Annotated in this window: 18 protein-coding genes; 14 read left to right on the top strand and 4 right to left on the bottom strand. The window is 56.0% G+C overall.

Annotated features, from left to right (window positions below; genetic code table 11):
• The first annotated feature begins 50 nt into the window (after window positions 1–50).
• The 5 genes from H0S68_RS19690 to H0S68_RS19670 all read left to right on the top strand — a co-directional run bounded on the left by H0S68_RS19690 (window position 51) and on the right by H0S68_RS19670 (window position 10,227).
• Window positions 51–377, top strand: coding sequence for a YqcC family protein (locus H0S68_RS19690; protein WP_170868555.1), 327 nt, complete (start codon window positions 51–53; stop codon window positions 375–377).
• 152 nt (window positions 378–529) lie between these two features.
• Window positions 530–6,511: an alpha-2-macroglobulin family protein gene (locus H0S68_RS19685; RefSeq protein ID WP_410528974.1), complete on the top strand. Its 5,982-nt coding sequence runs from the start codon at window positions 530–532 to the stop codon at window positions 6,509–6,511.
• Window positions 6,512–6,564: 53 nt separating this feature from the next.
• Window positions 6,565–8,913 (top strand): penicillin-binding protein 1C, encoded by a 2,349-nt coding sequence (gene pbpC / locus H0S68_RS19680; protein ID WP_410528973.1) that lies wholly within the window; start codon window positions 6,565–6,567, stop codon window positions 8,911–8,913.
• 60 nt (window positions 8,914–8,973) lie between these two features.
• Window positions 8,974–9,744, top strand: coding sequence for a tRNA pseudouridine(65) synthase TruC (truC, locus tag H0S68_RS19675; protein ID WP_020828370.1), 771 nt, complete (start codon window positions 8,974–8,976; stop codon window positions 9,742–9,744).
• Window positions 9,745–9,777: 33 nt separating this feature from the next.
• Entirely contained in the window at window positions 9,778–10,227 is a 450-nt protein-coding gene (locus H0S68_RS19670; protein ID WP_020828369.1) for a flavodoxin, read from the top strand.
• 95 nt (window positions 10,228–10,322) lie between these two features.
• Here H0S68_RS19670 and H0S68_RS19665 read toward each other — a convergent pair whose 3' ends face one another.
• From H0S68_RS19665 to map, 4 genes are all read right to left on the bottom strand, one after another.
• Entirely contained in the window at window positions 10,323–10,712 is a 390-nt protein-coding gene (locus tag H0S68_RS19665; protein WP_006318690.1) for a DUF3461 family protein, read from the bottom strand.
• Window positions 10,713–10,840: 128 nt separating this feature from the next.
• Window positions 10,841–11,665, bottom strand: coding sequence for a 2,3,4,5-tetrahydropyridine-2,6-dicarboxylate N-succinyltransferase (gene dapD, locus H0S68_RS19660; protein ID WP_020828368.1), 825 nt, complete (start codon window positions 11,663–11,665; stop codon window positions 10,841–10,843).
• 43 nt (window positions 11,666–11,708) lie between these two features.
• Entirely contained in the window at window positions 11,709–14,387 is a 2,679-nt protein-coding gene (gene glnD, locus H0S68_RS19655; protein ID WP_176984336.1) for a bifunctional uridylyltransferase/uridylyl-removing protein GlnD, read from the bottom strand.
• Between the two features lie 74 nt (window positions 14,388–14,461).
• The gene (map, locus tag H0S68_RS19650; RefSeq protein ID WP_020828366.1) at window positions 14,462–15,256 is read right to left on the bottom strand and encodes a type I methionyl aminopeptidase; all 795 of its coding nucleotides are present in this window, start codon (window positions 15,254–15,256) and stop codon (window positions 14,462–14,464) included.
• A gap of 361 nt (window positions 15,257–15,617) precedes the next feature.
• Between map and rpsB the strand changes: the two genes are divergently transcribed.
• The 9 genes from rpsB to bamA all read left to right on the top strand — a co-directional run bounded on the left by rpsB (window position 15,618) and on the right by bamA (window position 26,073).
• A complete protein-coding gene (gene rpsB, locus H0S68_RS19645; protein WP_020828365.1) occupies window positions 15,618–16,343 on the top strand; it encodes a 30S ribosomal protein S2 in 726 nt (241 codons plus the stop codon).
• A 128-nt stretch (window positions 16,344–16,471) separates the two neighbouring features.
• Complete coding sequence (gene tsf, locus H0S68_RS19640) at window positions 16,472–17,323, top strand: translation elongation factor Ts (RefSeq protein WP_020828364.1); 852 nt, start codon at window positions 16,472–16,474, stop codon at window positions 17,321–17,323.
• Between the two features lie 272 nt (window positions 17,324–17,595).
• Entirely contained in the window at window positions 17,596–18,321 is a 726-nt protein-coding gene (gene pyrH / locus H0S68_RS19635; RefSeq protein ID WP_004952223.1) for a UMP kinase, read from the top strand.
• 123 nt (window positions 18,322–18,444) lie between these two features.
• Complete coding sequence (gene frr, locus H0S68_RS19630) at window positions 18,445–19,002, top strand: ribosome recycling factor (protein WP_020828363.1); 558 nt, start codon at window positions 18,445–18,447, stop codon at window positions 19,000–19,002.
• 157 nt (window positions 19,003–19,159) lie between these two features.
• Entirely contained in the window at window positions 19,160–20,356 is a 1,197-nt protein-coding gene (ispC, locus tag H0S68_RS19625) for a 1-deoxy-D-xylulose-5-phosphate reductoisomerase (RefSeq protein ID WP_046372774.1), read from the top strand.
• A 278-nt stretch (window positions 20,357–20,634) separates the two neighbouring features.
• Window positions 20,635–21,393, top strand: a complete 759-nt coding sequence (gene ispU, locus H0S68_RS19620) for a (2E,6E)-farnesyl-diphosphate-specific ditrans,polycis-undecaprenyl-diphosphate synthase (RefSeq protein ID WP_020828361.1) — start codon at window positions 20,635–20,637, stop codon at window positions 21,391–21,393.
• 9 nt (window positions 21,394–21,402) lie between these two features.
• Window positions 21,403–22,251, top strand: coding sequence for a phosphatidate cytidylyltransferase (cdsA, locus tag H0S68_RS19615; protein WP_116691861.1), 849 nt, complete (start codon window positions 21,403–21,405; stop codon window positions 22,249–22,251).
• 28 nt (window positions 22,252–22,279) lie between these two features.
• Window positions 22,280–23,635 carry a sigma E protease regulator RseP gene (gene rseP / locus H0S68_RS19610; protein ID WP_130016976.1) on the top strand — a complete coding sequence of 452 codons (1,356 nt, stop codon included), beginning with the start codon at window positions 22,280–22,282 and terminating at the stop codon, window positions 23,633–23,635.
• Window positions 23,636–23,670: 35 nt separating this feature from the next.
• A complete protein-coding gene (gene bamA / locus H0S68_RS19605; RefSeq protein WP_122080076.1) occupies window positions 23,671–26,073 on the top strand; it encodes an outer membrane protein assembly factor BamA in 2,403 nt (800 codons plus the stop codon).
• The last annotated feature ends 16 nt before the right edge of the window (window positions 26,074–26,089 follow it).

Genomic DNA, 26,089 nt, shown 5'->3' with positions numbered 1-26,089 from the left:
TTTCAGCCACGCGGCTGAATCATCATCATGAAAATAGATCGGGAATGCAGATGAGTATAAATAATCAGGTTCGCCACAGTTTGCAGGCGATTGAACAGTCAATGCGCGATCTGGCTCTTTGGCAGGCCGCGCCGCCTGAGCCTGAGGCCTTCGCCAGCACTGAACCTTTCTGCGTAGACAGCATGTCGGCCGAAGCCTGGCTGCAATGGGTGTTTCTGCCGCGTATGTACGCGCTGCTGGATGCGGATGCGCCGTTGCCGACGCGTTTCGCCATCACGCCTTATTTTGAAGAGGCGCTGAAAGATAATGACCCCAACTGCATGCCGCTGCTGGTTGTGCTGCAGAAATTGGACAACATGCTGAATAAAGAGTCGTAATTATATTCCGACGTGGCCGCTGATTTTCGCCAGGCGGCAGATGGGTGTATTAGCGCAGACGCCAGGACAGGGTATTTGGCGGCGTCTTTCGAACCCGATAAACCTTGGCCGTTTATCCGGGGATCTGCAAAGGATTATAAGGTGCTGCAATAATGGATTTATTAAAGTTTATCCTTCGTCTGCCTTTTACGTTAATCAAGGGCGCATTTCGCCTGCTGGCACTGAGCCTGGCGTTACTGGGCCGGTTATTCAGGCCGCTGATCGGTAACCTTGCCTGGAGTGCGCCTGCCTGGTGGACTGCGCTGTCCGGCGGTGTGAAACGGGCGTTTTTGCGGCTGGAAAGCGGCGTAAACAAATACCCGAAAGCCATCAGTCTGGCGTTGCTGGTTTTGTTGTGTATCGCCGGTGGCGCTGTCTACGGCTGGCACTGGTGGCTGAACCGACCGCAACCGATCGAACCGGCACCCATGGTGTATCAGCAAACCGACGTGCAGGCCGCTGGCCCTGAAGCGATAAACTACGCGGTTCAGAAGCCGACACCGCAGAAGCTAAGCCTGACGTTCAGTCACTCGGCGGCGCCTTTGACCGACGTTGGTAAAGCGGTGACCAAAGGCGTGACGCTTAAGCCGCAGGCCGAGGGCCAGTGGATCTGGAACGACGCCTCAACCCTGGTCTTTACGCCGAACAAACCGCTGCCGATGGGCACGCAATACCAGGTTAACCTCGATCCTGCCACGTTGCTGGCCCCGCAGATCAAGCTCGCCAATACCCGTTACACCTTTAACGTTCCCGCTTTTAATTACCAACTGGGGCAGGCCGAGTATTACCAGGACCCGCAGGATCCGAAGAAGCGCAGCGCTATCTTTAATCTGAAGTTCAATGCGCCGTTGGACGTCACCAGCTTTGAAAAACAGGTCTCGCTGGGATTGAAGGAAGGCAACGCCAAGTCGGAGAAAAAGCTTAACTTCTCGCTGGTCTACGATGAGAAAAAACTCAACGCCTGGATCCACTCAGAGCCGCTGCAGGCGCTGGATCAGGGCGGTGTGGTGCACCTGACCGTCGGCAAGGGCATAAAAGCGACGGTGCCCGCCAACGCCATCGACGAGGTGAAAAGCAACCGGGTCACGGTGCCGACGCTGTACAGCCTGGCGCTGAGCGATGCCAGCGCCCAGGTGGTCGACGCCGAGGGTGCCAAGGGGCAGCGGGCCCTGATCGTCGCTTTCAGCGACGCCGTCAAGGATAAAGAGCTGGTGCGCGCGACCAAGGCCTGGTTGCTGCCACAGCACGATCCCAGCGATGCTGAAGCCGCTAAAGACCCGAATGATTTTTATCAGTGGGATACCGACAGCGTCGCCAAGAATGTGCTGGCGCAGTCCACGCCGCTGACTCTGACGCTCAACGAAGCTGAAGAGAGCTACCAGCCGCAGTTCAGCTTCAAATTCGATGCCCCGGCACATCGCTTCATGCTGCTTGAGATCGACAATCAGCTGGTCTCCAACGGCGGTTACAAAATGCCGAAAAAGGCCTACCGGGTGATTGAGGTGCCGGAGTTCCCGAAATCCCTGCAGTTCATGTCGCAAGGGTCGCTCCTGTCGGTCAACGGCGATAAGCAGATCAGCGTTGCCGCGCGCAACGTGGCGGGCCTGCGCCTGGATATCAAACGGGTGATCCCAAGCCAATTGCAGCATATCGTTTCTTTCAAAAGCCGGGAATACTCTTCCGCCGAGTTTAACCGGCTGGATGACGAATATTTTACCGAGCATTTTAAATACCAGACCGCGCTCAACAATGACCAGCCGGGCGTGGTGAATTATCAGGGCATCGATCTTTCCCGCTACTTGTCCACCAATCCTGATTCTCACCGCGGCGTTTTCCTGCTGACGCTGTCCGAATGGCAGCCGAACAAGAAGCCGGCGGAGGAAGAGGCAGGAGCGGATGAGTCTGAGGAAGAAAGCGGCGATCAAGCTGGGGTCGGCGATTCACGTTTTGTGGTAGTAACCGATCTGGGCATCGTCGCCAAAAGCTCCCAGGACAAAACGCGCGATGTATTTGTCCAATCGATTCACAGCGGCGCACCGGTCGGCAGCGCGAAAGTGTCGGTGATCGCGAAAAACGGCGTAACCTTGCTCAGTCAAATCACCGATACCAACGGCCACGTGCGCTTCCCGGCGCTTGATGTTTACACCAATGAACGCCAGCCGGTGATGTTCCTGGTGGAAAAGGAGGGCGATGTTTCCTTCTTGCCGACCGGCAGCTATAACGATCGCGGGTTGGATTTCTCGCGCTTCGACATTGCCGGTGAGCAGACCCCGACCGATCCGCGTGCGCTCAGTAGCTATCTGTTCTCCGATCGGGGCGTTTACCGGCCGGGAGATACCTTTAATGTTGGCCTGATCACCCGTGCTGCTGATTGGAGCGTGGGGCTGGCCGGCGTGCCGGTACGTGCTGAAATCCGCGATCCGCGCGATAAGCTGATGACCACGGTGCCGCTGACGTTGGGCGCCAGCGGGTTCAACGAGCTGAGCTACACCACCGATGAGAATTCACCCACCGGCGAGTGGAACGTCTATCTGTATCTGGTGGGGAAAAACCACGACACCTCAACGCTGCTTGGTCATACCTCCGTCAATGTGAAAGAGTTTGAGCCGGATCAACTGAAGGTGAAGCTGGAGCTGACGCCAAACCGGCAACAGGGCTGGGTGAAACCTTCTGAATTGAAAGCCAATATTGACGTGCAGAACCTGTTTGGCACGCCGGCGCAAGACCGTCGCGTCACTTCCAGGTTGACGCTGCGCCCCATGTATCCGAGCTTTGACCGCTTCCCGGACTACGCCTTCTATGAGAATCGGCAGAACAGCGACGGCTTCGAAACCGAGTTGGAAGACCGCACTACCGACGAGCAGGGCGCGGCTAACATCCCGCTGGATCTCAAAGGTTATGCCGACGCCACTTATCAGTTGCAACTGTTGTCGGAAGCCTTTGCCGCAGGCGGCGGGCGTTCGGTGGCGGCTACCGCCAGAGCCCTGGTATCGCCTTATGATTATCTTGTCGGCGTGAAGGCGGATGGGGATCTTGGCTATATTAACCGCGATGCGCTGCGCCAGCTGAATGTGATCGCCGTAGATCCGTCGCTCAAACAGATTGCCTTGGCGGATCTGAAGCTGGTGCTGATCGAACAGAAATACATTTCCGTGCTGACCAAGCAGGATTCCGGCGTTTACAAATATCAATCGAAAATGAAGGAAGTGACGCTGTCGGAGCAGCCGTTGGCACTGAGTGAACAGGGGAATGATCTGCGGCTGGCGACCGACAAGCCGGGGGATTTTGTGCTGGTGATTGAAGACGCGCAGGGCAAGGTGCTTAACCGCGTTGCCTACAGCGTGGCCGGGAATGCCAACCTTAGTCGTTCGCTGGATCGCAATGCGGAACTGAAATTGAAGCTGAACCAGGCGGAATATCAACCCGGCGAAGAAATAGAGGTGTCGATCAACGCGCCTTACACCGGCAGCGGTCTGATCACCATCGAGAAAGATCGGGTTTACGCCTGGCAGTGGTTCCATAGCGATACCACTAGTTCGGTACAAAAAATCCGCCTGCCAGCCAGCATGGAGGGCAACGGCTATATCAACGTGCAATTTGTGCGCGACGTCAACTCCAGCGAAATCTTTATGAGCCCGCTCAGTTACGGCGTTATGCCATTCAAAATCAGCACCCGCGCACGGCAGAATGGGCTGGAAGTGACAGCACCAACGGTGATTAAGCCAGGCGAAGATCTGACCATGACGGTGAAAACCGATGGCCCGCAGCAGGTGGCGTTGTTCGCCGTCGATGAAGGGATCCTGCAGGTGGCTCGCTACCGCTTAAAAGATCCGCTGGAGTTCTTCTTCAGCAAGCGTGAACTGAGCGTCACCAGTTCGCAAATTCTTGACCTGATCCTGCCGGAGTTCAGTAAGCTGATGGCGTTGACGGCGGCCCCGGGCGGCGATGCGGGGGAAGGTTTGGATCTCAACCTGAACCCGTTCAAACGCAAGCGTGATAAGCCGGTCGCTTACTGGTCAGGTATCACCGAGGTGAACGGCGAGAAGGCGTTCGTCTATCCGGTGCCGGATTACTTCAACGGTAAAATCCGGGTCATGGCTATCTCGGTCACGCCGGACAAGATCGGCAAGGCGCAAACCGCCGCGACGGTGCGGGACAACTTCATCATGACGCCAAACGTACCGGCGATGGTGGCACCGGGCGATGAGTTTGACGTCAGCGTGGGCGTCAGTAACAACCTCGAAGGATTGAACGGTCAACCGGTGGCGGTAAGCGTGCACTTGACGCCGCCTCCTCAGTTGGATGTGGTGGGCAACGCCGTGCAAGGCCTGTCACTGGCGGAAAAACGCGAGGGTGTGGTTAACTTCCGCCTGCGTGCCAAATCTGCGCTGGGGGATGCGCCTTTGGTGTTTGACGCCAGCTATGGCGACAAGAGTAGCCGTCGCACGGTCAGCACCTCGGTGCGGCCGGCTATGCCGTATCGAACCCAAACGGTAATGGGGCGGATGAGCGGCGGCAGCCAAAACGTCGAAGGCCTGCGTCAGATGTTTGACGCCTATGCGCAGCGCCAGGCGGCGGTTTCCCATTCACCGCTGGTGCTGACCAACGGACTGGCTCAATACCTGGCAGACTACCCTTACTACTGTTCCGAGCAGATCGTCAGCCGCTCCATTCCGCTGATCCTGCAGAGCCGTCATCCGGAAATGGCGGGGGGCCTGAGCCAGTCCGAGGTTAGCAAACAGCTGCGCAACCTGCTCGGCGTGTTGCGTTCTCGTCAGAATGACAGCGGGGCCATTGGCGCCTGGCGGTCATCGCCGGATGCCGATCCTTTCGTTACGCCGTATGTGGTCCAGTATCTGCTGGAAGCGAAACAAGCCGGGTATGCGCTGCCGGAGGGGATGCTTGAGGAGGCCAACGGCGCACTGCGTGAATTGGCGGCCAGCGGCTTTGATGACCTGTATCGGCTGCGTTTACGCAGCTGGGCTATCTATCTGCTGACGCGGCAAGGCGAGGTGACCACCAATGCGCTGGCAATGGTGCAGGATACGCTGCAAAAACGCTATCCGGACAGTTGGAAAACCGATCTGAGCGCGCTGTATCTGGCATCGTCTTATCAATTGCTGAAGATGGATGACGAGGCTGCCGCACTATTGCAGCCAAGCTGGCAGCAGTTGAGCAAAGCCTATGACAACGCCTGGTGGACGCAGAATTACTTTGATCCGCTGGTGCAGGATGCGACGCGGCTGTATTTGATTACTCGCCATTTCCCGGAAAAGGTGGCATCGATTCCGCCGCAGGTGTTGGAGAACATGGTGAAGGCGCTGAAAGAAGAGCGCTACACCACCTACTCTTCCGCGATGAGCATACTGGCGCTGGAGAGCTATTCGGCCCAGGTGGCGCAGTCAGCCAACGCGGGTTCGCTGGACATTACGCAGATTGGTAAAGGCGGCAATGCAGCACCACAGCGGATAGCCGAGCTGCAGGGGCTGTTTGCCAAAGGGCAGTTTACCGCCGATGCCGCCGCTGTCCGTTTTACCAACAGCGGTGATGCGCCGGCCTGGTACTCGGTGACGCAGGCCGGTTATGACCTTGCTGCGCCACAGAAAGCCCTGGCACGCGGGCTGGAAATCACCCGCGATTACACCGATGAGCAGGGTAAGCCGGTCACGCAGGTAACGCTGGGCCAGAAGGTCAATGTACATCTGAAAATCCGTGCTAACGCTAAAGAGGGGCTGAGCAATCTGGCGATCGTCGATCTATTGCCTGGCGGGTTCGAAGTGGTGCAGCAAACGCCGCCGGAACCTGCCGCTGACGAGGACAGCGAAGCGGAAGCGCCAAGCAGCGGTTGGCAGTCACCGCTGGCGGCTTCAGGATCCAGCTGGGCGCCGGATTACAGCGACACTCGTGAAGATCGGGTGATCATTTACGGCAGTGCCAGCACCGACGTACAGGAGTTCGTTTACCAGATCAAAGCGACCAATACCGGCAGCTTTATTATCCCACCGGCCTATGGCGAAGCCATGTATGACCGTGAAGTACAGGCCATGTCGGTCGGCAGCGGTAAACTGGTGGTGGTGCCGGCGGAAAATAAATAAGCCGTGACTGGCGTCGGGCGGATATCCGCCCGACGCCAGCGCGTTGAGATCCGATGAAAATCCTGAAAACACCCTGGCTGCAGAATAGCCTGATGGCGGTCTTTCTGCTCGCGCTGGTGCTGGGTGCCATTCGGTTATGGCCCCACCCGCCGTTGGCGCAAGAATTACCGCTGTCCTCCACCTACTATGATCGCCAAGGTACGCTGATGCGCATCACGCTGGCCAACGACGATCGTTACCGGCTATGGACTCCGCTGGAGGATATTTCACCTTTGGCGGTGCGTGGTCTGCTGCTGCATGAGGATCGGTGGTTTTACTACAACCCCGGTTTTAACCCCGTTAGCCTGGCGCGCGGTTTCTGGCGTAGCTATGTTTCCGGTGGCAGGATGCAGGGCGGTTCGACCATCAGCATGCAACTGGCGCGCATGCGCTGGCATCTCAACACCCGTAAGCCGGGTGGCAAACTGCTGCAGGTGGCGCGTGCGATACAGCTAGAACTGAGCTACTCCAAGCACGATATTTTAGAAGCCTACCTGAACTACGCTCCTTACGGTCGCAATATCGAAAGCATCGGTGCCGCCAGCCTGATCTACTTCGCCAAGCCACCGCGAGACCTGACTCTGCCTGAAGCGTTAACCCTGGCCGTATTGCCGCAGTCACCCAGTTACCGTCTGGAACCGAAAACGGGCGTGCTGGGTGTTGCCCTGACGCAGGCGCGCGACCGCTTGTTCCAGCGCTGGCAGCAAGTCTACGCGACCGACAGCAGCCAACAGGCCCTGTTTCGGCTCCCGCTAGCGCTGCGTCAACCCGAGCAGATGCCCTATATTGCACCGCACTTTATCGAGCAACTGCGTCAGCAGACTCAGCAGCTGGTGCAGCGCAATAGCCGCGTCGACACCACGCTGGACGTCGGGCTGCAACGTTTGGTCGAACGCCAGGTAAATGCCTTTATCGCCCGTAATCAGAGCCGTGGGATCCACAATGCTGCAGTGCTGCTGGTGGACAGCCGCGATATGGGGGTCAGGGCGCTGGTGGGGTCAGCAGACTATTACAACCGCCAGATCCAAGGGCAGGTGAACGGCACCCATGCCAAGCGTTCGCCCGGTTCGACCCTGAAGCCCTTTATCTATGCCCTGGGCATGGAGCAAGGCGTGCTGCATCCGATGACCATCCTGAAAGATGTACCTTCCTCATTTGGTGCCTACGCGCCGGAGAATTTTGACCGGCGTTTTCTTGGGCCGGTAACCGCCACCGATGCGCTGAATTTTAGCCGCAATATTCCCGCTGTGTACGTGGCGTCGCAACTGCGGCAGCCGACGTTCTATCAGTTCCTGCGCCTGACTGGCGTCGAGAATATGGCCAGCGAGAATCACTATGGCTTGTCGCTGGTATTGGGGGGCGGTGAGGTTACCGCTCAGGAACTGGCGAAGCTCTATGCTCTGTTGGCGAATCGCGGCGCATTGCGTCCGTTACGCATGCTGAGTAGCGATGCGGAGACGCCGGCGGTGCGCTTGCTCAGCGAAGAAGCCAGTTTTATTACGCTGGATATGCTGCGGCAACACCGCCGCCCGGGAGATACCTTGGCGCAGCGTTCATCGTCGCTGCCGGTCTATTGGAAAACCGGGACTTCATGGGGATTTCGCGATGCCTGGAGCGTAGGGATTTTCGGGCCCTATGTGCTGGTGGTGTGGGAGGGGAACTTCGACAGTCGCGGCAATAATGCCCTGGTGGGCGCCGATGCAGCGGCTCCGTTATTCTTCAATATTATCGACAGTGTGCATGCCAGCTATCCCACGCTGCGGGAGCCCCGACAGCCATTTCCGAAGCGGCTGCGGCGGGTGGATATTTGTCTGGCCAGCGGCGATTTACCCACCCCCTGGTGCCAGCAAAAGGGCAAAACCTGGTTTATTCCCGGCAAGTCACCGATCAAGGTCGACAGCGTTTATCGGCCGGTGGTGCTGGATATTCACAGCGGTGAGGTGGCCTGTCCGCCCTATGACCAGGCACAAACCCGCACTGAAGTGTTTGAGTTCTGGCCTTCCGATCTGGCCAACGTGTTCGCTCAGGCCGGGTTGCCTAAGCGTTCGCCGCCGATAAATCGCTGTAAGGACAACGGTATTGCCGTCGGGGGTAATGCGCCGCGCATCACCTCGCCGCTTAAGAACACCACCTATACCCTGCGGCAATCGCAGCAGGGACGCGATAAAATTGCCTTCAACGCAGTGACCGATGCCGACAGCAAAACGGTGTACTGGTTTGTTGACGATATCTATCTCGGTAGCAGCGCCAGCAAAAAGGCCATCGACTGGCGGCCGATCAACAATGGGCAGTACCGCATTCGGGCGGTGGACGATCGCGGCCGGGCCGATAGTCGTCTGGTGACCATCGAATGGGTTAACTAGCCCTGACGCACTCCTGTATACTCGCGCCGGAATCTGGGCTTTTACGTAGGAAAAGAGATTGTGATTGAGGTTTTGTATCAGGATGAGCACCTGGTGGCGGTGAACAAGCCGTCCGGTTGGCTGGTGCACCGCAGCTGGCTGGATCGCCATGAAACCCGGTTTGTGATGCAGACCGTGCGCGATCAGATTGGCCAGCACGTGTTTACCGTGCATCGCCTTGATCGTCCTACATCCGGGGTATTGCTGATGGCGTTGTCCAGCGAGGTGGCGCGGCTGTTGTCGCAGCAGCTTGAACAGCATCAGATGCAGAAAACCTACCATGCGGTGGTCCGCGGTTACGTGCTGGAAGGCGATACCCTCGATTACCCGTTGACGGAAGAGCTGGACAAAATTGCCGACAAGTTTGCCTCGGCGGACAAAGGTCCGCAGCCAGCAGTCACCCATTATCGGCCGCTGGCGCAGGCAGAGATGCCGGTGGCGATTGGCCGTTACGACAGCGCGCGCTACAGCCTGGTTGAATTGAAACCGGAGCATGGCCGCAAGCACCAGTTGCGGCGCCATATGGTGCATATCCGCCATCCCATCATCGGTGACAGCAAGCACGGCGATCTGCGTCAGAACCGCGGCATGGCGGAGCATTTCGGCTGTTCACGCCTGATGCTTCACGCCAGTCACCTGCAGCTGAATCACCCGGTGACCGGTGAGCCGCTGCAGATTTCCGCTCGCTGGGACGAGTCCTGGCAGGGCGTTATGTCACAGTTTGGCTGGGCGGAGAGTATCCCTGAGCTTGCCAGGGTTGAGTTTCCTTCAGCTAGCGGTCAGGATAACTGATCATTTCTAAAGGTATTTAAGGGAGTAGGAGCAATGGCTCAGGTTGGAATCTTCGTGGGAACGGTTTACGGCAACTCACTGCTGGTGGCGGAAGAAGCGGAAAATATCCTCAGCGAACAGGGGCATGAGGTCAAACTGTTCGAGGAGGGCACGCTTGAAGCCTGGCAGTTTTACCGTCAGCATTACGCGTTGGTAATTACCTCCACCACGGGTCAGGGCGATTTGCCGGACAGCATTGCACCGCTGTTCCATGCTATTCGCGATCGGGTCGGCTACCAGCCAGAGCTGCGTTACGGACTGATCGCGTTGGGTGACAGCAGCTACGATAACTTCTGCGGTGCAGGGCGCGCATTTGATGCATTGCTGCAGGAGCAAGGAGCAACTCGCGTAGGTGAGGTGTTGGAAATCGATGCGATGGAACAGCCGGAGCCGGAAGTGGTTTCCTGCCCGTGGGTCGAGCAGTGGGCCACATTGCTAAAATAGAATTACCCGTTGCCTTTCAAGTTGCAGCGTTGTTAGCTGCAACTTGAAATTCATAGGGTAAAAATGAAGTCCAGTAGATCCAGTTCGCTGAACCCTTACTTACCGCGGGTCAGTTTTTCCAGATCGGATTCGATCTCGGCAATCTTGTGGGAAACCACGCCTTCCAGATGACGCAGGTCATCAAGAATTTTGCGTTTCAGATCCACTTCAACCTGGTCCCGCTGGCACAGCTGATCCAGCTCATCAATCACGTAACGCAGGTTCGGGTTAATTTCGTGGATTTCTTTGTAACCCTGGCCGGCATTGTCCGCAACCACGGTCTTGCGTTGGCGCGGGTATTTGAACTTCACGCTTTTGGCAAAGAACTCGCCTTTATCCTTGCGGAAATAAATCTTAAGAATGTCGTTATTGGCCTCCTGACGCAGGCTATAGCGATCGACATCTTCCGGTTGATTGATTCCTAAGCTTTTCAGGTTGTCATACATAATAGCGCCACCTTATAAATAGACTTTATTCCACGGTCTGGGATTATGGCGAATAACCACGCCAGAGACTGTGACTGCTCACGTAATGAAGACAAAAAAATAGCGGGTGATTCACCCGCTATCTTAATTTAGTCGATGGTGCGCAATAACTCATTAATGCCGACTTTACCGCGCGTCTTGGCATCGACTTTTTTGACGATAACCGCGCAGTACAGGCTGTAAGAGCCATCTTTGGACGGCAGGTTGCCGGAAACCACCACCGAGCCGGCAGGCACGCGGCCGTAGTGTACTTCACCGGTTTCGCGGTCGTAAATGCGGGTGCTCTGGCCTAGGTATACGCCCATGGAAATTACGGAACCTTCTTCTACGATCACGCCTTCAACCACTTCTGAACGCGCACCGATGAAGCAGTTGTCTTCAATGATGGTCGGGTTGGCCTGCAGAGGCTCCAGTACGCCACCGATGCCGACGCCGCCGGACAGGTGAACGTTCTTGCCGATTTGCGCGCAAGAGCCGACGGTAGCCCAGGTATCCACCATGCTGCCTTCGTCAACGTAAGCGCCGATGTTCACATAGGATGGCATCAGAACCGTGTTGCGGGCGATGAATGCGCCCTGGCGAACGGTCGCCGGTGGCACTACGCGGAAGCCTTCTTTCTGGAAGCGCGCTTCGTCGTAGTCGGCGAATTTCATTGGCACTTTGTCGTAATAACGGGTTTCTGCACCGTCCATCACTTTGTTGTCATTGATGCGGAAAGAAAGCAGCACGGCCTTTTTCAGCCACTGATGCGTTACCCACTGACCGTCAATCTTCTCGGCAACGCGCAGGGCGCCGCTGTCCAGCAGGCCGATCACCTGGTTTACCGCTTCGCGCGTTACGGTGTCTACGTTCGCCGGGGTGATTTCCGCGCGGCGCTCGAAGGCGTTTTCAATAACGTTTTGTAATTGCTGCATGCTGTTCTCTGTCCTGATGTTGTCTACGAAAAGGTTACTTGTATCACAATTTATCGTTTGGATTGAGGGCCTCTGTCAACCGTTGTTCCAACTTTCTGCGCGTTTCCGGGTTAAGGGCGCGTCGATCGCTGTCGGCCAGAATAAATAAATCCTCAACCCGCTCGCCAATGGTGGAGATGCGCGCGCCATGCAGTGACAAACCGAGATCGGCGAACACTTCGCCTACCCGGGCCAGCAGGCCTGGCTGATCGAGCGCGGTCAGTTCCAGATAGCTGCGGCGGTCGGTATGGGTTGGCAGGAAGCTGACTTCGGTCGGCACGCTGAAATGACGCAGCTTGGAGGACGGCCTGCGCACGCGCGGCGGCTGATATTCCCGCTGGGTAATGGCCTGTACCAACGCGTGGCGGATCGCCGCATGGCGGTCCTGCGCCAGCGGGCTGCCATCCGGCTCCAGTACGATAAAGGTATCCATCGCCATGCCGTCGCGATTGGTGAAGATCTGTGCGTCGTGCACGCTCAGGTTGCGACGATCCATCTCGCCGGCCACGGCGGCAAACAGGTATGGGCGATCCGGACTCCAGATGAAAATCTCGGTGCCGCCGCGTGTCGCCTGGCGGCTGACCAGCACCAGCGGCTGGGTGGAGTCATGGGCCAGCAGATGGCGTGCGTGCCAGGCCAATTGGTTCGGCGAATGGCGCAGGAAGTAATCGGCGCGACAGCGGCTCCAGATGCGGTGCAGCGCTTCTTCGTCGATATTGTCCATGCGCAGCAGCGCCAGCGCTTGCAGGCGGTGGTGACGCACGCGTTCGCGCAAATCAGGGCTGTTCTGCATGCCTCGGCGCAGCTGCTTTTCGGTAGCGAAATAGAGCTCACGCAACAGACTCTGTTTCCAGCTGTTCCACAGGGTCTCGTTGGTGGCGCAGATGTCCGCTACGGTCAGGCAAACCAGATAACGCAGGCGGGTTTCACTCTGCACTTCGGCGCTAAACTGCTGAATCACCGTCGGATCCTGAATGTCGCGCCGTTGGGCGGTGACCGACATCAGTAAATGGCAGCGAACCAGCCATGCCACCAGTTGAGACTCACGGGAATTCAAACCGTGCAGCTCGGCGAACTCCAACGCGTCCTGCGCGCCGAGGATCGAGTGGTCGCCGCCGCGGCCTTTGGCGATATCGTGGAACAGCGCCGCCAGCAGCAGAAGTTCAGGGTTCGGCAGGCGCGGATACAGCTCAACGCACAGCGGGTGACGTGGCCGCGTTTCGGCATCGGCAAAGCTTTCCAGTTTTTGCAGGACGCGAACGGTGTGTTCGTCGACGGTGTAGGCATGAAACAGGTCGAACTGCATTTGCCCGACAATTTTGCCCCACTGCGGCATATAGGCCCACAGTACGCTGTGGCGGTGCATCGGCACCAGCGCCCGCGAAACGGCACCTGGGTGACGCAGGATGGCCATAAACAGATCGCGTGCTTCCGCAATGGTGCACAGCGGCTGTTTCAGATGGCGGCGCGCATGACGCAACTGGCGGACGGTGGTGGAGTAAATGCCTTTGATTTCGCGGTTGCGCACCATCAGGTAGAACATCCGCATGATCGATTCCGGCTGACGAATAAACAGCGTTTCGTCACGCAGGTCGATCAGGTCGCCACGCAGTTGAAAATCTTCGTTCAACGGCCGGGGTTTTTCCGTGGCGTCCAGGGCCAGAATCGCCTCATCGAACAGTTGCAGCAGCATGTGGTTCAGTTCGCCGACGCGGCGGGTCATGCGATAAAAATCTTTCATCATGCGCTCGACCGGCTCGTTGCCTTCCCCCTCATAACGCAGCAACTGCGCCACGTTAAGCTGGCGATCGAACAGCAGTCGGTTATCGTAGCGGGGCAACACCAGATGCAGCGCGAAGCGAATGCGCCACAGGAAGCTTTGGCATTCGTTAAGCTCGTTGCGTTCGGCCTGGGTCAGAAAACCAAAGCCGACCATTTCGTCCAGCGAAGTGGCGCCGAAGTGACGGCGCGCTACCCACAGCAGGGTGTGAATGTCCCGGAGGCCACCGGGGCTGCTCTTGATGTCCGGCTCCAGATTGTAGCTGGTGCCGTGGTAGCGTTGGTGGCGCTCTTGCTGTTCGACCAACTTGGCGTGGAAAAATTGGGGGGAGGGCCAGAAGCCGTCGCTGAAAATGTGCTTTTGCATTTGCAGGAACAAGGCCACATCACCGCAGATCATGCGTGATTCAATCAGGTTGGTGGCGACGGTCAGATCCGCCAGGCCCTCCAACAAGCACTCCTCGAGCGTGCGTACGCTGTGGCCCACTTCCAGCTTAAGATCCCACAGCAGGGTGATAAATTCCCCCACGCGCTGGGATTGCTGTTCATTCAACCGGCGCTGGCTCAGCACCAGCACGTCAATGTCCGAAAGCGGGTGCAATTCGCCACGACCATAACCGCCGACCGCCACCAAAGCGGTTTCCGGAATATCTTCGAAACCGTAGAACACCCACAGGCGACGCAGCAGGCGATCGATAAAGTCGCTGCGGGCGGCGACCAGGCTTTCGGCGCTGGAGCCGGCATTGAACGCTTCTGCCAGCCACAGTTGGAACTGTTCGAGGCGCTGTTTCAGCGCGACGCAGTTGAGCTCCTCATCGCCATAGGCGTTGGGATATTCAGGCTGCTCCGGCACGGCCTGTCGTGGAATGACCGAGGTGTCTTGTTGGCGAAAGTTTTCAGACATAGTACGCAGCCCATAAAAAAGGCCGGCAAAAGCCGGCCTGTGACATCATGCATCGCGGCAATACGCCGCGGCGCTTACATCTCGTGCGTAATGATGTTGGGGATGGTGTCATCCTTGCGCAACGTCATTATCTCGCAGCCGTTATCTGTGACCACAATAGTATGCTCATACTGCGCCGACAAGCTGCGATCCTTAGTTTTTACCGTCCAGCCGTCTTTCATGGTGCGGATGCGGTAATCACCGGCATTGACCATTGGCTCGATGGTGAAGGCCATGCCAGGTTGCAGTACCACACCGCCGTCGTCGGCATCATAGTGCAGCACCTGCGGTTCTTCGTGGAACACTTCGCCAATGCCGTGGCCACAGTATTCGCGCACCACGGAAAAGTTTTCGGCTTCAACGAATTTCTGGATCTCTTTACCCAGCGTGCGCAGGCGGATGCCAGGCTTCACCATTTTCAGCGACAGATAAAGGCTTTCCTGCGTGATGCGGCACAGACGCTCGCCCAGAATGGTCGGTTTGCCGACGATGAACATCTTGGATGTGTCGCCGTGGAAACCCTCTTTGATCACGGTAACGTCGATATTCACGATGTCGCCGTCCTTCAGAACCTTGTCATCGCTCGGAATGCCGTGGCAGACCACTTCATTAACCGAGATGCACACGGATTTCGGGAAACCGTGGTAGCCCAGACAGGCGGAAATCGCCTGCTGCTTGTTGGTGATGTGGTCGTGACAGATACGATCGAGTTCGCCGGTGGTCACGCCAGGCTTGACGTGCGGCTCGATGATTTCCAGCACTTCGGCAGCCAGACGGCCGGCCACGCGCATTTTTTGGATGTCATCAGGTGTTTTAATTGAGATTGCCATGAAATTCGTCCGCAGGTGTCGTGCTCGCCGACAACAGAAAGAAATAATAAGAAGCAGTCTCTTATGGTATCAGTCCGGCCTGAGGCTGCCAAATTTGATTTCTCGACGATGACGACTGTGGCAACAAAAGTTGGTGTCCGGGGTGGGTTTATGGTATAAAGCGCGCCGGCAGATCCGCGTCTTGGTCCTTGCGATAAGGACGGGAAAGGCCGAAAATACTTTAACTGCACTCACATTGTGTAAATAACACACACGTATCGGCACATCCGCCGGGGTGCCCTGAGGTGATTTATCACCGCCAGGGTCGGCGTTATGGGATACGTGGAGGCATAACCCCAACTCACTCTATAGAGGTTTAATCATGGCAACTGTTTCCATGCGCGACATGCTCCAGGCTGGTGTACACTTTGGTCACCAGACCCGTTACTGGAACCCGAAAATGAAGCCTTTCATCTTCGGCGCACGTAACAAGGTTCACATCATCAACCTGGAAAAAACTGTACCAATGGCCAACGCAGCACTGGCTGAACTGACCAAGATCTCTTCCCGTAAAGGTAAGATCCTGTTCGTTGGTACTAAGCGCGCAGCAAGCGAAGCGGTAAAAGAATATGCTAACACCTGCGATCAGTTCTTCGTGAACCATCGCTGGTTGGGCGGCATGCTGACTAACTGGAAAACCGTTCGTCAGTCAATCAAACGTTTGAAAGATCTGGAAATCCAGTCTCAAGATGGCACCTTCGACAAGCTGACCAAGAAAGAGGCGCTGATGCGTACTCGCGAACTGGCCAAGCTGGAAAACTCCCTGGGTGGTATCAAAGACATGGGTGGTCTGCCTGACGCTCTGTTCGTTATCGATGCCGATCACGAACACATCGCGATCAAAGAAGCCAACAACCTGGGTATCCCGGTATTCTCTATCGTTGATACCAACTCCGATCCAGACGGCGTTGACTTCATCATCCCTGGTAACGACGATGCAATCCGTGCAATCAAATTGTACCTGACTGCCGTTGCTGCCGCCGTCCGTGAAGGTCGTTCTCAAGATCTGGCCGTTCAAGCGGAAGAAAGCTTCGTAGAAGCTGAATAATAAGGCAAGCTCGTCACTGAGCCCTTATTAACCAGGTATTGAATATGTTGGTTAGGGGGGCCTTTATTGGCCCCCTTTGCTTATCTGAATGAGAACTGTCTCTACGTGAGATAACCGAGGAAAAAGAAATGGCTGATATTACCGCTGCTCTGGTAAAAGAACTGCGCGAGCGTACTGGCGCTGGCATGATGGATTGCAAAAAAGCTCTGGTCGAATCTAACGGCGACATCGAGCTGGCAATCGAAAACATGCGTAAATCTGGCGCGATCAAAGCGGCGAAAAAAGCAGGCAACGTAGCTGCTGACGGCGTGATCAAAACCAAGATCGAAGGCAACTACGGCGTGATCCTGGAAGTAAACTGCCAGACTGACTTCGTTGCTAAAGATGCCGGTTTCCAGGCATTCGCTGACAAAGTGCTGGACGCTGCTGTTGCAGGCAAAATCACTGACGTTGAAGTGTTGAAAGCACAGTTCGAAGAAGAACGTGTAGCGCTGGTTGCCAAAATCGGTGAAAACATCAACATCCGTCGCGTGGCTTCCCTGGAAGGCGAAGTGCTGGGCAGCTACCTGCACGGCGCACGTATCGGCGTTCTGATCGCGGCTAAAGGCGCTGACGAAGAGCTGGTCAAGCAAATCGCCATGCACGTTGCGGCGAGCAAGCCAGAATTCGTTAAGCCTGAAGATGTGTCTGCTGAAGTGGTAGAAAAAGAGTACCAGGTTCAGTTGGATATCGCCATGCAGTCTGGCAAGCCGAAAGAAATCGCTGAGAAAATGGTTGAAGGCCGCATGAAGAAATTCACCGGCGAAGTTTCTCTGACCGGTCAGCCTTTCGTTATCGAACCAAGCAAAACCGTTGGCCAGGTGCTGAAAGAGCACAACGCTGACGTCGTTAACTTCATCCGCTTCGAAGTGGGCGAAGGCATCGAAAAAGCGGCAAATGACTTTGCTGCTGAAGTTGCTGCAATGAGCAAGCAGTCTTAATGACTGTATACCCGATAGATTTCGCGGTGCGGCAAGGCGGCAACTGAGCGAACTCCCAGGAGCCTGGTTCACCAGGTGACTGGGGTAAGTGAAGGCAGCCAACGCAGCGGCAACGTGAAAGATGAAGGGTATAATGGAGCCGCCGTCAGGCGGTTCCATTTTATCCAGCCAGAATTACACCGGTGGCAGGCCCTGTGGCATGATACTCATCACAGGCGCACTTCATCGGCTGAAATCCCCAATACTAATACTGCTTCTTAGGACAGAACACCATGGCAACCAATGCAAAACCCGTATATCAGCGTATTCTGCTCAAACTGAGTGGCGAAGCCCTGCAAGGCGCAGAAGGTTTTGGTATCGACGCTAGCGTTTTGGATCGCATGGCTCAGGAAGTTAAAGAGCTGGTCGAACTGGGAATTCAGGTCGGTGTAGTTATTGGCGGCGGTAACCTGTTCCGCGGCGCGGGCCTGGCGCAGGCCGGCATGAACCGCGTAGTGGGCGACCACATGGGAATGCTGGCTACCGTGATGAACGGCCTGGCTATGCGTGATGCACTGCACCGTGCCTATGTGAACGCCCGCCTGATGTCAGCCATTCCGTTGAACGGCGTGTGCGACAACTACAGCTGGGCCGAGGCGATCAGCCTGCTGCGTAATAACCGCGTGGTGATCTTCTCCGCCGGTACCGGCAACCCGTTCTTCACCACCGATTCTGCTGCGTGTCTGCGCGGGATCGAGATCGAAGCGGACGTGGTATTGAAAGCGACTAAAGTGGATGGTGTATACTCCGCTGATCCGGTTAAAAATCCGGATGCAACGCTGTACGAACATATCACCTATCAAGATGTACTGGAGCGCGAGCTGAAAGTGATGGATCTGGCGGCGTTTACGCTGGCCCGCGATCACGGTCTGCCGATTCGCGTATTCAACATGAACAAGCCAGGTGCGTTGCGCCGGGTGGTGATGGGTGAGAACGAAGGCACGCTGATCAGCAAATAAGGCTGTTCTGCCCAATTTAGCGGGAGCGGGTAACGTGGTGCGTTATGCGCTCTCCTTGAGTAAAATTCACGGGCTATACTGTGGTATGGCCTGCCAAGTCTCCAGCTTCCAAGGGTTTGCAACGTGATTAATGAAATCAGAAAAGATGCTGATTCACGCATGGAAAAAAGCGTAGAAGCATTCAAAAACCAAATCAGCAAAATCCGTACCGGCCGTGCTTCTCCAAGCATCCTGGACGGCATCATGGTGGAATACTATGGTTCCGCAACGCCGCTGCGTCAGTTGGCTAACGTGACCGTAGAAGACTCCCGTACCCTGGCAATCAACCTGTTTGATCGCTCCCTGGGTTCAGCGGTAGAAAAGGCCATCATGGCGTCTGATCTGGGCCTGAACCCAAGCTCAGCCGGCAGCGTGATCCGTGTTCCGCTGCCTCCGTTGACCGAAGAGCGCCGTAAAGACCTGATCAAAGTGGTGCGCGGTGAAGCCGAGCAGGGCCGTGTTGCCGTACGTAACGTGCGCCGTGACGCCAACGACAAAGTGAAGGCGTTGCTGAAAGACAAAGAAATCAGCGAAGACGAAGATCGTCGTTCTCAGGACGACATTCAGAAAATGACCGACGCCTACATCAAGCTGCTCGATGCCGCGCTGGCGGACAAAGAAAAAGAGCTGATGGAATTCTAATCAGCATCGCGCAGAAAAAAAGCGTCGCCTGGGCGGCGCTTTGTTTTTTGTGGCGCAGATCCCGTTTCATCGTGCTGATTGATCATGGACAAGCGGTGGCGAAGGTTACACACTGGAGCACCTCCGATCTCATCAGACAGTTATTCAGAGTGAGCTCATGAAGCAACTGACTATTCTTGGCTCCACCGGCTCAGTGGGGACCAGTACCCTGGCCGTGGTCAGGGAAAATCCCGACCGTTTTGCGATTAAAGCGCTGGTTGCCGGCCACAACGTAGCCGTCATGGCACAGCAGTGTATGGAATTTCGCCCAACCTATGCCGCAATGGCAGACGAAGGCGCAGCGCGTGAATTGCGCATCCTGCTGGCGGAAAATGGCGTTGCCACCGAGGTGATGGCGGGCGAGCAGGCCGCTTGTGAACTGGCGGCGTTGGATGACGTTGATCAGGTCACCGCCGCCATCGTCGGCGCTGCCGGGTTACTACCAACGCTGGCGGCAATTCGCGCAGGCAAGCAGGTGCTGCTGGCGAACAAAGAGTCGCTGGTGACCTGTGGGCGCCTGTTTATGGACGCGGTGCAAAAAAGTCAGACGCAGTTGCTGCCGCTGGACAGCGAGCATAACGCGATTTTTCAGAGTTTGCCTGAGAGCATTCAGCGCCAGTTGGGATACTCTTCATTAGACAGTCATGGTGTGTCGCGCATCGTGCTCACCGGTTCCGGCGGCCCGTTCCGCACCACGCCACTGGAACAGTTTGCCACGATGACGCCGGATCAGGCCTGTGCCCATCCCAATTGGTCGATGGGGCGCAAGATCTCGGTGGATTCCGCCACCATGATGAACAAAGGACTGGAATATATTGAGGCCCGCTGGCTGTTTAACGCCTCGGCTGAACAAATGGAAGTGATTCTGCATCCGCAGTCAGTGATCCACTCGATGGTGCGCTACACCGATGGCAGCGTTCTGGCCCAGTTGGGCACGCCGGATATGCGCACGCCGATCGCCCATGCTATGGCTTACCCGCAGCGGGTCAGTTCTGGCGTGGAAGCGTTGGATTTTTGTCGCATCGGCTCGCTGACCTTTGCCGAACCTGAACGGGAACGTTATCCCTGCCTGTATCTGGCCATCGAGGCCTTTGACGCCGGGCAGGCGGCAACCACCGCACTGAATGCGGCTAACGAAGTGGCCGTGGCGGCGTTCCTGCAGGAGCAGATTCGCTTTACCGATATTGCGGCGGTGAACCAAAAAGTGGTCGAACGGCTATCCCTGCAGGAACCGTCCTGCATTGATGCGGTCTTAGAAATAGATCGCCAGGCACGTGAGGTTGCAGTTGGGTTGGTTAAATCACTGCGTAACTGATAACGGCATTTATCTTATTTTGTTCGCAAATTACGCGTGCCGCAGTGGGGCCGTTTGTTCAGGCCCGGCTGAGGTGATATAGTCTGCGCCACTTGTCAGCGGTTATACCGTTGAATTCTGGCCCGATTGATATCTCGAACGCCAACGGAGCAGCGGAAATTACCGACTGTCTCCAGGCAGACTGAAAAGCCGTGTCGGGCACACGGCTTTTTTTGCGCGTAAGGGCCTGATGTTCCGGAAGGGCAGTTGTATTTCTATTGAGGAAATAAGTACGAGTTATGTCGTCCGCAAATCAACAAGAGGCTAATCCGTCCACTCTGGGGCCACGGCATGTTGCCATTATCATGGACGGTAACGGGCGCTGGGCTAAACGTCAGGGTAAGTTACGTGTCTTCGGTCATAAAGCAGGGGTGAAATCGGTTCGTCGCGCGGTCAGTTTTGCCGCCAACAACCATTTAGATGCGCTCACGCTTTATGCCTTCAGCAGCGAGAACTGGAACCGTCCGGTGCAGGAAGTCTCCGCCCTCATGGAGCTTTTCGTCCGAGCCTTGGACAGCGAAGTAAAAAGCCTGCATAAACATAACGTCAGACTGCGGGTGATCGGCGATATCAGCCGTTTCAGCGCGCGTTTGCAAGAGCGGATCCGTCGCTCTGAGCAACTGACTGAAAATAACGATGGCCTGACGCTCAACATTGCTGCCAACTATGGCGGCCGTTGGGATATTATTCAGGGAGTAAGGGAACTGGCTGAGCAGGTGAAGGACGGTTCGCTGCGTCCGGATCAAATTAGCGAAGAATTACTGGGTGAGCGGGTCTGCATGAGCGATCTGTCACCGGTGGATCTGGTGATCCGTACGGGCGGTGAACACCGCATCAGTAACTTCTTACTGTGGCAAATTGCTTATGCCGAACTTTACTTTACTGATGTACTCTGGCCTGATTTTGATGAACTTGTCTTTGAAGGTGCGCTGAATGCATTTGCACAACGCGAGCGTCGCTTCGGGGGAACAACACCTATCGGCGCCAATGCGTCCTAGGGGGAACTTTTGCTGAAGTATCGCCTCATAACGGCTCTGATTTTAATCCCGATTGTTATCGCGGCGTTGTTCTTGCTGCCGCCGGTGGGCTTTGCCCTGGTAACGCTGGTTGTGTGCATGCTGGCAGCCTGGGAGTGGGGCCAACTGGCCGGTTTTACCTCCCGCTCGCAGCGCATCTGGCTGGCGATATTGTGCGGCTTCCTGCTGGCGCTGATGATGCTCAGCATTCCGGCCTACCACCAGTCGGTTCACCTGCCTCAGGTAGGCGGGCCGCTGTGGCTGTCACTGGTCTGGTGGTTGGCGGCGCTGCTGCTGGTGCTGTTTTATCCGGGGTCTGCCGCGCTGTGGCGTAATTCGCGTCCAATACGTCTGATTTTTGGTTTGCTGACCATAGTTCCGTTCTTCTGGGGCATGCTGTCGTTGCGTCAGTTCGGCTATGAACAAAACCACTTCACCGGCTCCTGGTGGCTGCTGTATGTGATGTTGCTGGTTTGGGGCGCGGATTCCGGCGCCTACATGTTCGGCAAGCTGTTCGGCAAGCATAAGCTGGCGCCAAAAGTTTCTCCGGGGAAAACCTGGGAAGGGCTCATCGGTGGTTTGATTACCTCGGCCCTGATATCCTGGTTGTTTGGCCGTTACGCCCCGTTGAATATCGTGCCGACCACCTTACTGATTTGTTCGGTGATTGCCGCACTGGCTTCCGTGCTGGGTGATCTTACCGAGAGCATGTTCAAACGCGAAGCGGGTATCAAAGACAGTGGTCATTTGATACCGGGTCATGGCGGTATACTGGATCGTATCGACAGCCTGACCGCAGCAGTGCCTGTATTTGCCTGCCTGATGCTGTTAGTGTTTTAATCCGTCAACGACGGGGAGTGAAGGGATTATGGGTAGCGTGCTCTGGAACTTAGTCGCATTTCTTATTGCACTCGGTGTTTTGATCACCGTGCACGAGTTCGGGCACTTTTGGGTAGCCCGTCGCTGCGGCGTCCGTGTAGAACGCTTTTCCATCGGCTTTGGCCGCGCCTTATGGCGCCGTACTGACCGTCAGGGGACGGAGTACGTGATTGCCCTGATCCCTCTGGGCGGTTACGTGAAGATGCTCGATGAGCGGGTTGATTCGGTTGCACCGGAATTCCGCCATCAGGCATTTAACAACAAAACCGTGTGGCAACGCGCCGCTATCGTCAGTGCCGGCCCTATCGCCAACTTCCTGTTTGCTATTCTTGCTTACTGGCTGGTATTTATTATCGGCGTTCCCAGCTTCCGTCCTGTGATTGGTGAAATATCGCCACAGTCGATTGCTGCCCACGCTGAAATTTCGCCTGGAATGGAACTTAAGTCCGTTGACGGTATCGAAACGCCTGATTGGGAATCAGTTCGTCTGGCGCTGGTGGCGAAGATCGGCGACGCGGAAACCGAAGTGGGTATCGCGCCGTTTGGCTCTTCTCAGGTGGTGACTAAAACCCTGGATTTGCGCCAGTGGAATTTCGAGCCGGACAAACAAGATCCCGTGGTGGCGTTGGGTATTATTCCGCGCGGCCCACAGATAGAATCTGTCCTTGCCGAAGTGCAGCCGGGGTCGGCGGCACAAAAGGCGGGTTTACAAGCGGGGGACAGGATCGTTAAAGTCGACGGTCAGCTATTGGGTCGTTGGCAAACGTTGGTTAAACGGATCCACAACGGCCCTGGGCAACCGCTGGTTTTAGAGATTGAAAGAAACGGCGCCCCCTTGTCTTTGACGCTGATACCGGATACAAAGCCGGTGGGAAAAGACAAATCGGTGGGTTTCGCCGGCATCATTCCGAAAGTGCTGCCGCTGCCGGACGAGTATAAAACGATTCGTCAGTATGGACCTTTCCCAGCGCTGTATCAGGCTGGGGACAAGACCTGGCAGCTAATGAGCCTCACGGTCAAAATGCTGGGTAAATTAATAACCGGTGATGTAAAGCTGAACAACCTGAGTGGCCCGATTTCGATTGCACAGGGAGCAGGGGCGTCAGCCGGGGTCGGGTTAGTGTATTATCTGATGTTCCTGGCGTTGATCAGTGTCAACCTGGGTATCATCAACCTGTTCCCATTACCGGTGTTAGATGGTGGGCATCTCCTCTTCCTGGCGATAGAAAAGCTGAAGGGTGGGCCGGTTTCCGAGCGAGTACAGGACTACAGTTACCGCATAGGTTCGATCGTGTTGGTGCTTTTAATGGGTCTTGCACTTTTCAATGATTTTTCTCGCCTTTAGGGGCGGGGATAGGTTAGGAAGAACGCATAACAACGATGGCGATGAAAAAGTTGCTCATAGCGTCGCTGCTGTTTGGCAGCGCCACCGTATACGGTGCAGACGGGTTCGTAGTGAAAGATATTCATTTCGAAGGCCTGCAGCGAGTCGCCGTCGGTGCGGCGTTACTCAACATGCCGGTTCGCGTAGGCGATACCGTCTCTGACGATGATATCAGTAATACCATCCGTGCCTTGTTTGCCACTGGCAACTTCGAGGACGTTCGCGTGCTGCGCGATGGTAATACGCTGATTGTTCAGGTTAAGGAACGCCCTACCATTGCCAGCATCACTTTCTCCGGCAACAAGTCGGTGAAGGATGACATGCTCAAGCAAAACCTGGAGGCCTCTGGCGTTCGGGTTGGCGAAGCGCTCGACCGCACCACGATATCCAGCATTGAAAAAGGGCTGGAAGACTTCTATTACAGCGTCGGTAAATACAGCGCCTCGGTGAAAGCCGTTGTCACGCCGTTGCCGCGTAACCGTGTTGACCTGAAACTGGTGTTCACGGAAGGGGTCTCCGCCAAGATTCAACAAATCAACATTGTCGGCAACCATGCCTTCACTAACGATGAGCTGATTTCACGCTTCCAACTGCGTGATGAAGTGCCGTGGTGGAACCTGGTTGGCGATCGCAAATACCAGAAACAAAAGCTGGCGGGTGACCTCGAAACCCTGCGCAGTTTCTATCTGGACCGCGGCTACGCGCGCTTTAATATCGATTCGACTCAGGTCAGCCTGACGCCGGACAAAAAAGGCATCTACATCACCATCAACATCACTGAAGGCGAGCAGTACAAGCTCACCGGCGTGATGGTTAACGGCAATCTGGCCGGTCATTCGGCGGAAGTCGCCCAGTTGACCAAGATTGAACCGGGTGAGCTGTATAACGGCAGCAAAGTGACCAAAATGGAAGACAACATCAAAACGATGTTGGGCCGTTACGGTTATGCCTACCCGCGTGTTGCTACGCAACCTGAAATCAACGACGCGGATAAAACCGTGAAGCTGCACGTAAACATTGATGCGGGTAACCGTTTCTATGTGCGTCGCATCAAGTTCGAAGGCAACGACACCAGTAAAGACTCCGTACTGCGCCGTGAAATGCGTCAGATGGAAGGTGCGTGGCTGGGCAACGCTCAGGTCGAGCAGGGTAAAGAACGTCTGAACCGTTTGGGTTATTTTGAAACGGTAGATGTGGAAACCCAGCGCGTGCCTGGCACTGCGGATCAGGTAGACGTCACTTACAAAGTGAAAGAGCGTAACACCGGTACCTTCAACTTCGGCGTCGGCTACGGCACCGAGAGCGGCGTGAGCTTCCAGGCGGGGGTCCAGCAGGACAACTGGCTGGGTACTGGCTATTCCGTCGGTATCAGCGGCACCAAAAACGACTACCAGACTTACACCGAACTGTCGGTAACCAACCCGTACTTCACCGTTGACGGTGTGAGTTTGGGTGGGCGTATCTTCTACAACGACTTTAAAGCGGATGACGCGGACCTGTCCGACTATACCAACAAGAGTTACGGCATAGACGGTACCTTGGGCTTCCCGATCAACGAAAACAACTCGTTGCGTACCGGTTTGGGTTACGTACATAACGGCCTGTCCAACATGCAGCCGCAGGTTGCCATGTGGCGTTATCTGGACTCCATGGGTCTGGATCCGAACAAGACTGACCGTGCCAGCTACTCTGCGGACGACTTCACGCTGAACCTGGGTTGGACCTACAACAACCTGGACCGTGGTTATTTCCCAACGTCGGGTAACCGTACCACCCTGAATGGTAAAGTGACCATTCCAGGGTCGGATAACGAATACTACAAGCTGACGCTGGACAGCGTGCAATACGTCCCAATCAACGACGATCGTACCTGGGTGCTGTTGGGGCGTGGTCGTCTGGGTTATGCGGATGGTCTGGGCGGCAAAGAGATGCCGTTCTACGAGAACTTCTACGCCGGCGGCTCCAGCACCGTGCGTGGTTTCGGTTCGAACACCATCGGTCCAAAAGCGGCGTACTACAATTCCAACTCGTATAGCTGCAGCAATGGCGCGACGATTTGTAATTCGGACGATGCGGTCGGTGGTAACGCCATGGCCGTCGCCAGTATGGAGCTGATTACGCCAACGCCATTCATCAGCGAGAAATACGCCAACTCAGTGCGTACTTCCCTGTTCATGGATGCGGGTACCGTATGGGATACCAACTGGCAGAACTCTCAGACCAGCATGTACGATATTCCGGACTACAGTAAAGCGAGCAATATCCGCGTTTCTGCCGGTATCGCCTTGCAGTGGATGTCACCTTTGGGGCCATTGGTGTTCTCTTATGCCAACCCGATCAAGAAATACGAAGGCGACAAGTCCGAACAGTTCCAATTTAACATTGGTAAGACCTGGTAACAGGTCGAGCTTCTGG

It is taken from the genome of Serratia sp. AXJ-M (assembly GCF_046531865.1).
GTDB lineage: Bacteria > Pseudomonadota > Gammaproteobacteria > Enterobacterales > Enterobacteriaceae > Serratia > Serratia liquefaciens.
This window is presented reverse-complemented; position numbering and strand designations above follow the sequence as displayed.

What these genes read in the sequence shown, in the direction of transcription:
- H0S68_RS19690 (WP_170868555.1), top strand. Translation starts at nt 51, where the DNA reads ATGAGTATAAATAATCAGGTTCGCCACAGTTTGCAGGCGATTGAACAG.
- H0S68_RS19685 (WP_410528974.1), top strand. Translation starts at nt 530, where the DNA reads ATGGATTTATTAAAGTTTATCCTTCGTCTGCCTTTTACGTTAATCAAG.
- pbpC (WP_410528973.1), top strand. Translation starts at nt 6,565, where the DNA reads ATGAAAATCCTGAAAACACCCTGGCTGCAGAATAGCCTGATGGCGGTC.
- H0S68_RS19670 (WP_020828369.1), top strand. Translation starts at nt 9,778, where the DNA reads ATGGCTCAGGTTGGAATCTTCGTGGGAACGGTTTACGGCAACTCACTG.
- H0S68_RS19665 (WP_006318690.1), bottom strand. Translation starts at nt 10,712, where the DNA reads ATGTATGACAACCTGAAAAGCTTAGGAATCAATCAACCGGAAGATGTC.
- dapD (WP_020828368.1), bottom strand. Translation starts at nt 11,665, where the DNA reads ATGCAGCAATTACAAAACGTTATTGAAAACGCCTTCGAGCGCCGCGCG.
- glnD (WP_176984336.1), bottom strand. Translation starts at nt 14,387, where the DNA reads ATGTCTGAAAACTTTCGCCAACAAGACACCTCGGTCATTCCACGACAG.
- map (WP_020828366.1), bottom strand. Translation starts at nt 15,256, where the DNA reads ATGGCAATCTCAATTAAAACACCTGATGACATCCAAAAAATGCGCGTG.
- rpsB (WP_020828365.1), top strand. Translation starts at nt 15,618, where the DNA reads ATGGCAACTGTTTCCATGCGCGACATGCTCCAGGCTGGTGTACACTTT.
- tsf (WP_020828364.1), top strand. Translation starts at nt 16,472, where the DNA reads ATGGCTGATATTACCGCTGCTCTGGTAAAAGAACTGCGCGAGCGTACT.
- pyrH (WP_004952223.1), top strand. Translation starts at nt 17,596, where the DNA reads ATGGCAACCAATGCAAAACCCGTATATCAGCGTATTCTGCTCAAACTG.
- ispC (WP_046372774.1), top strand. Translation starts at nt 19,160, where the DNA reads ATGAAGCAACTGACTATTCTTGGCTCCACCGGCTCAGTGGGGACCAGT.
- ispU (WP_020828361.1), top strand. Translation starts at nt 20,635, where the DNA reads ATGTCGTCCGCAAATCAACAAGAGGCTAATCCGTCCACTCTGGGGCCA.
- rseP (WP_130016976.1), top strand. Translation starts at nt 22,280, where the DNA reads ATGGGTAGCGTGCTCTGGAACTTAGTCGCATTTCTTATTGCACTCGGT.
- bamA (WP_122080076.1), top strand. Translation starts at nt 23,671, where the DNA reads ATGGCGATGAAAAAGTTGCTCATAGCGTCGCTGCTGTTTGGCAGCGCC.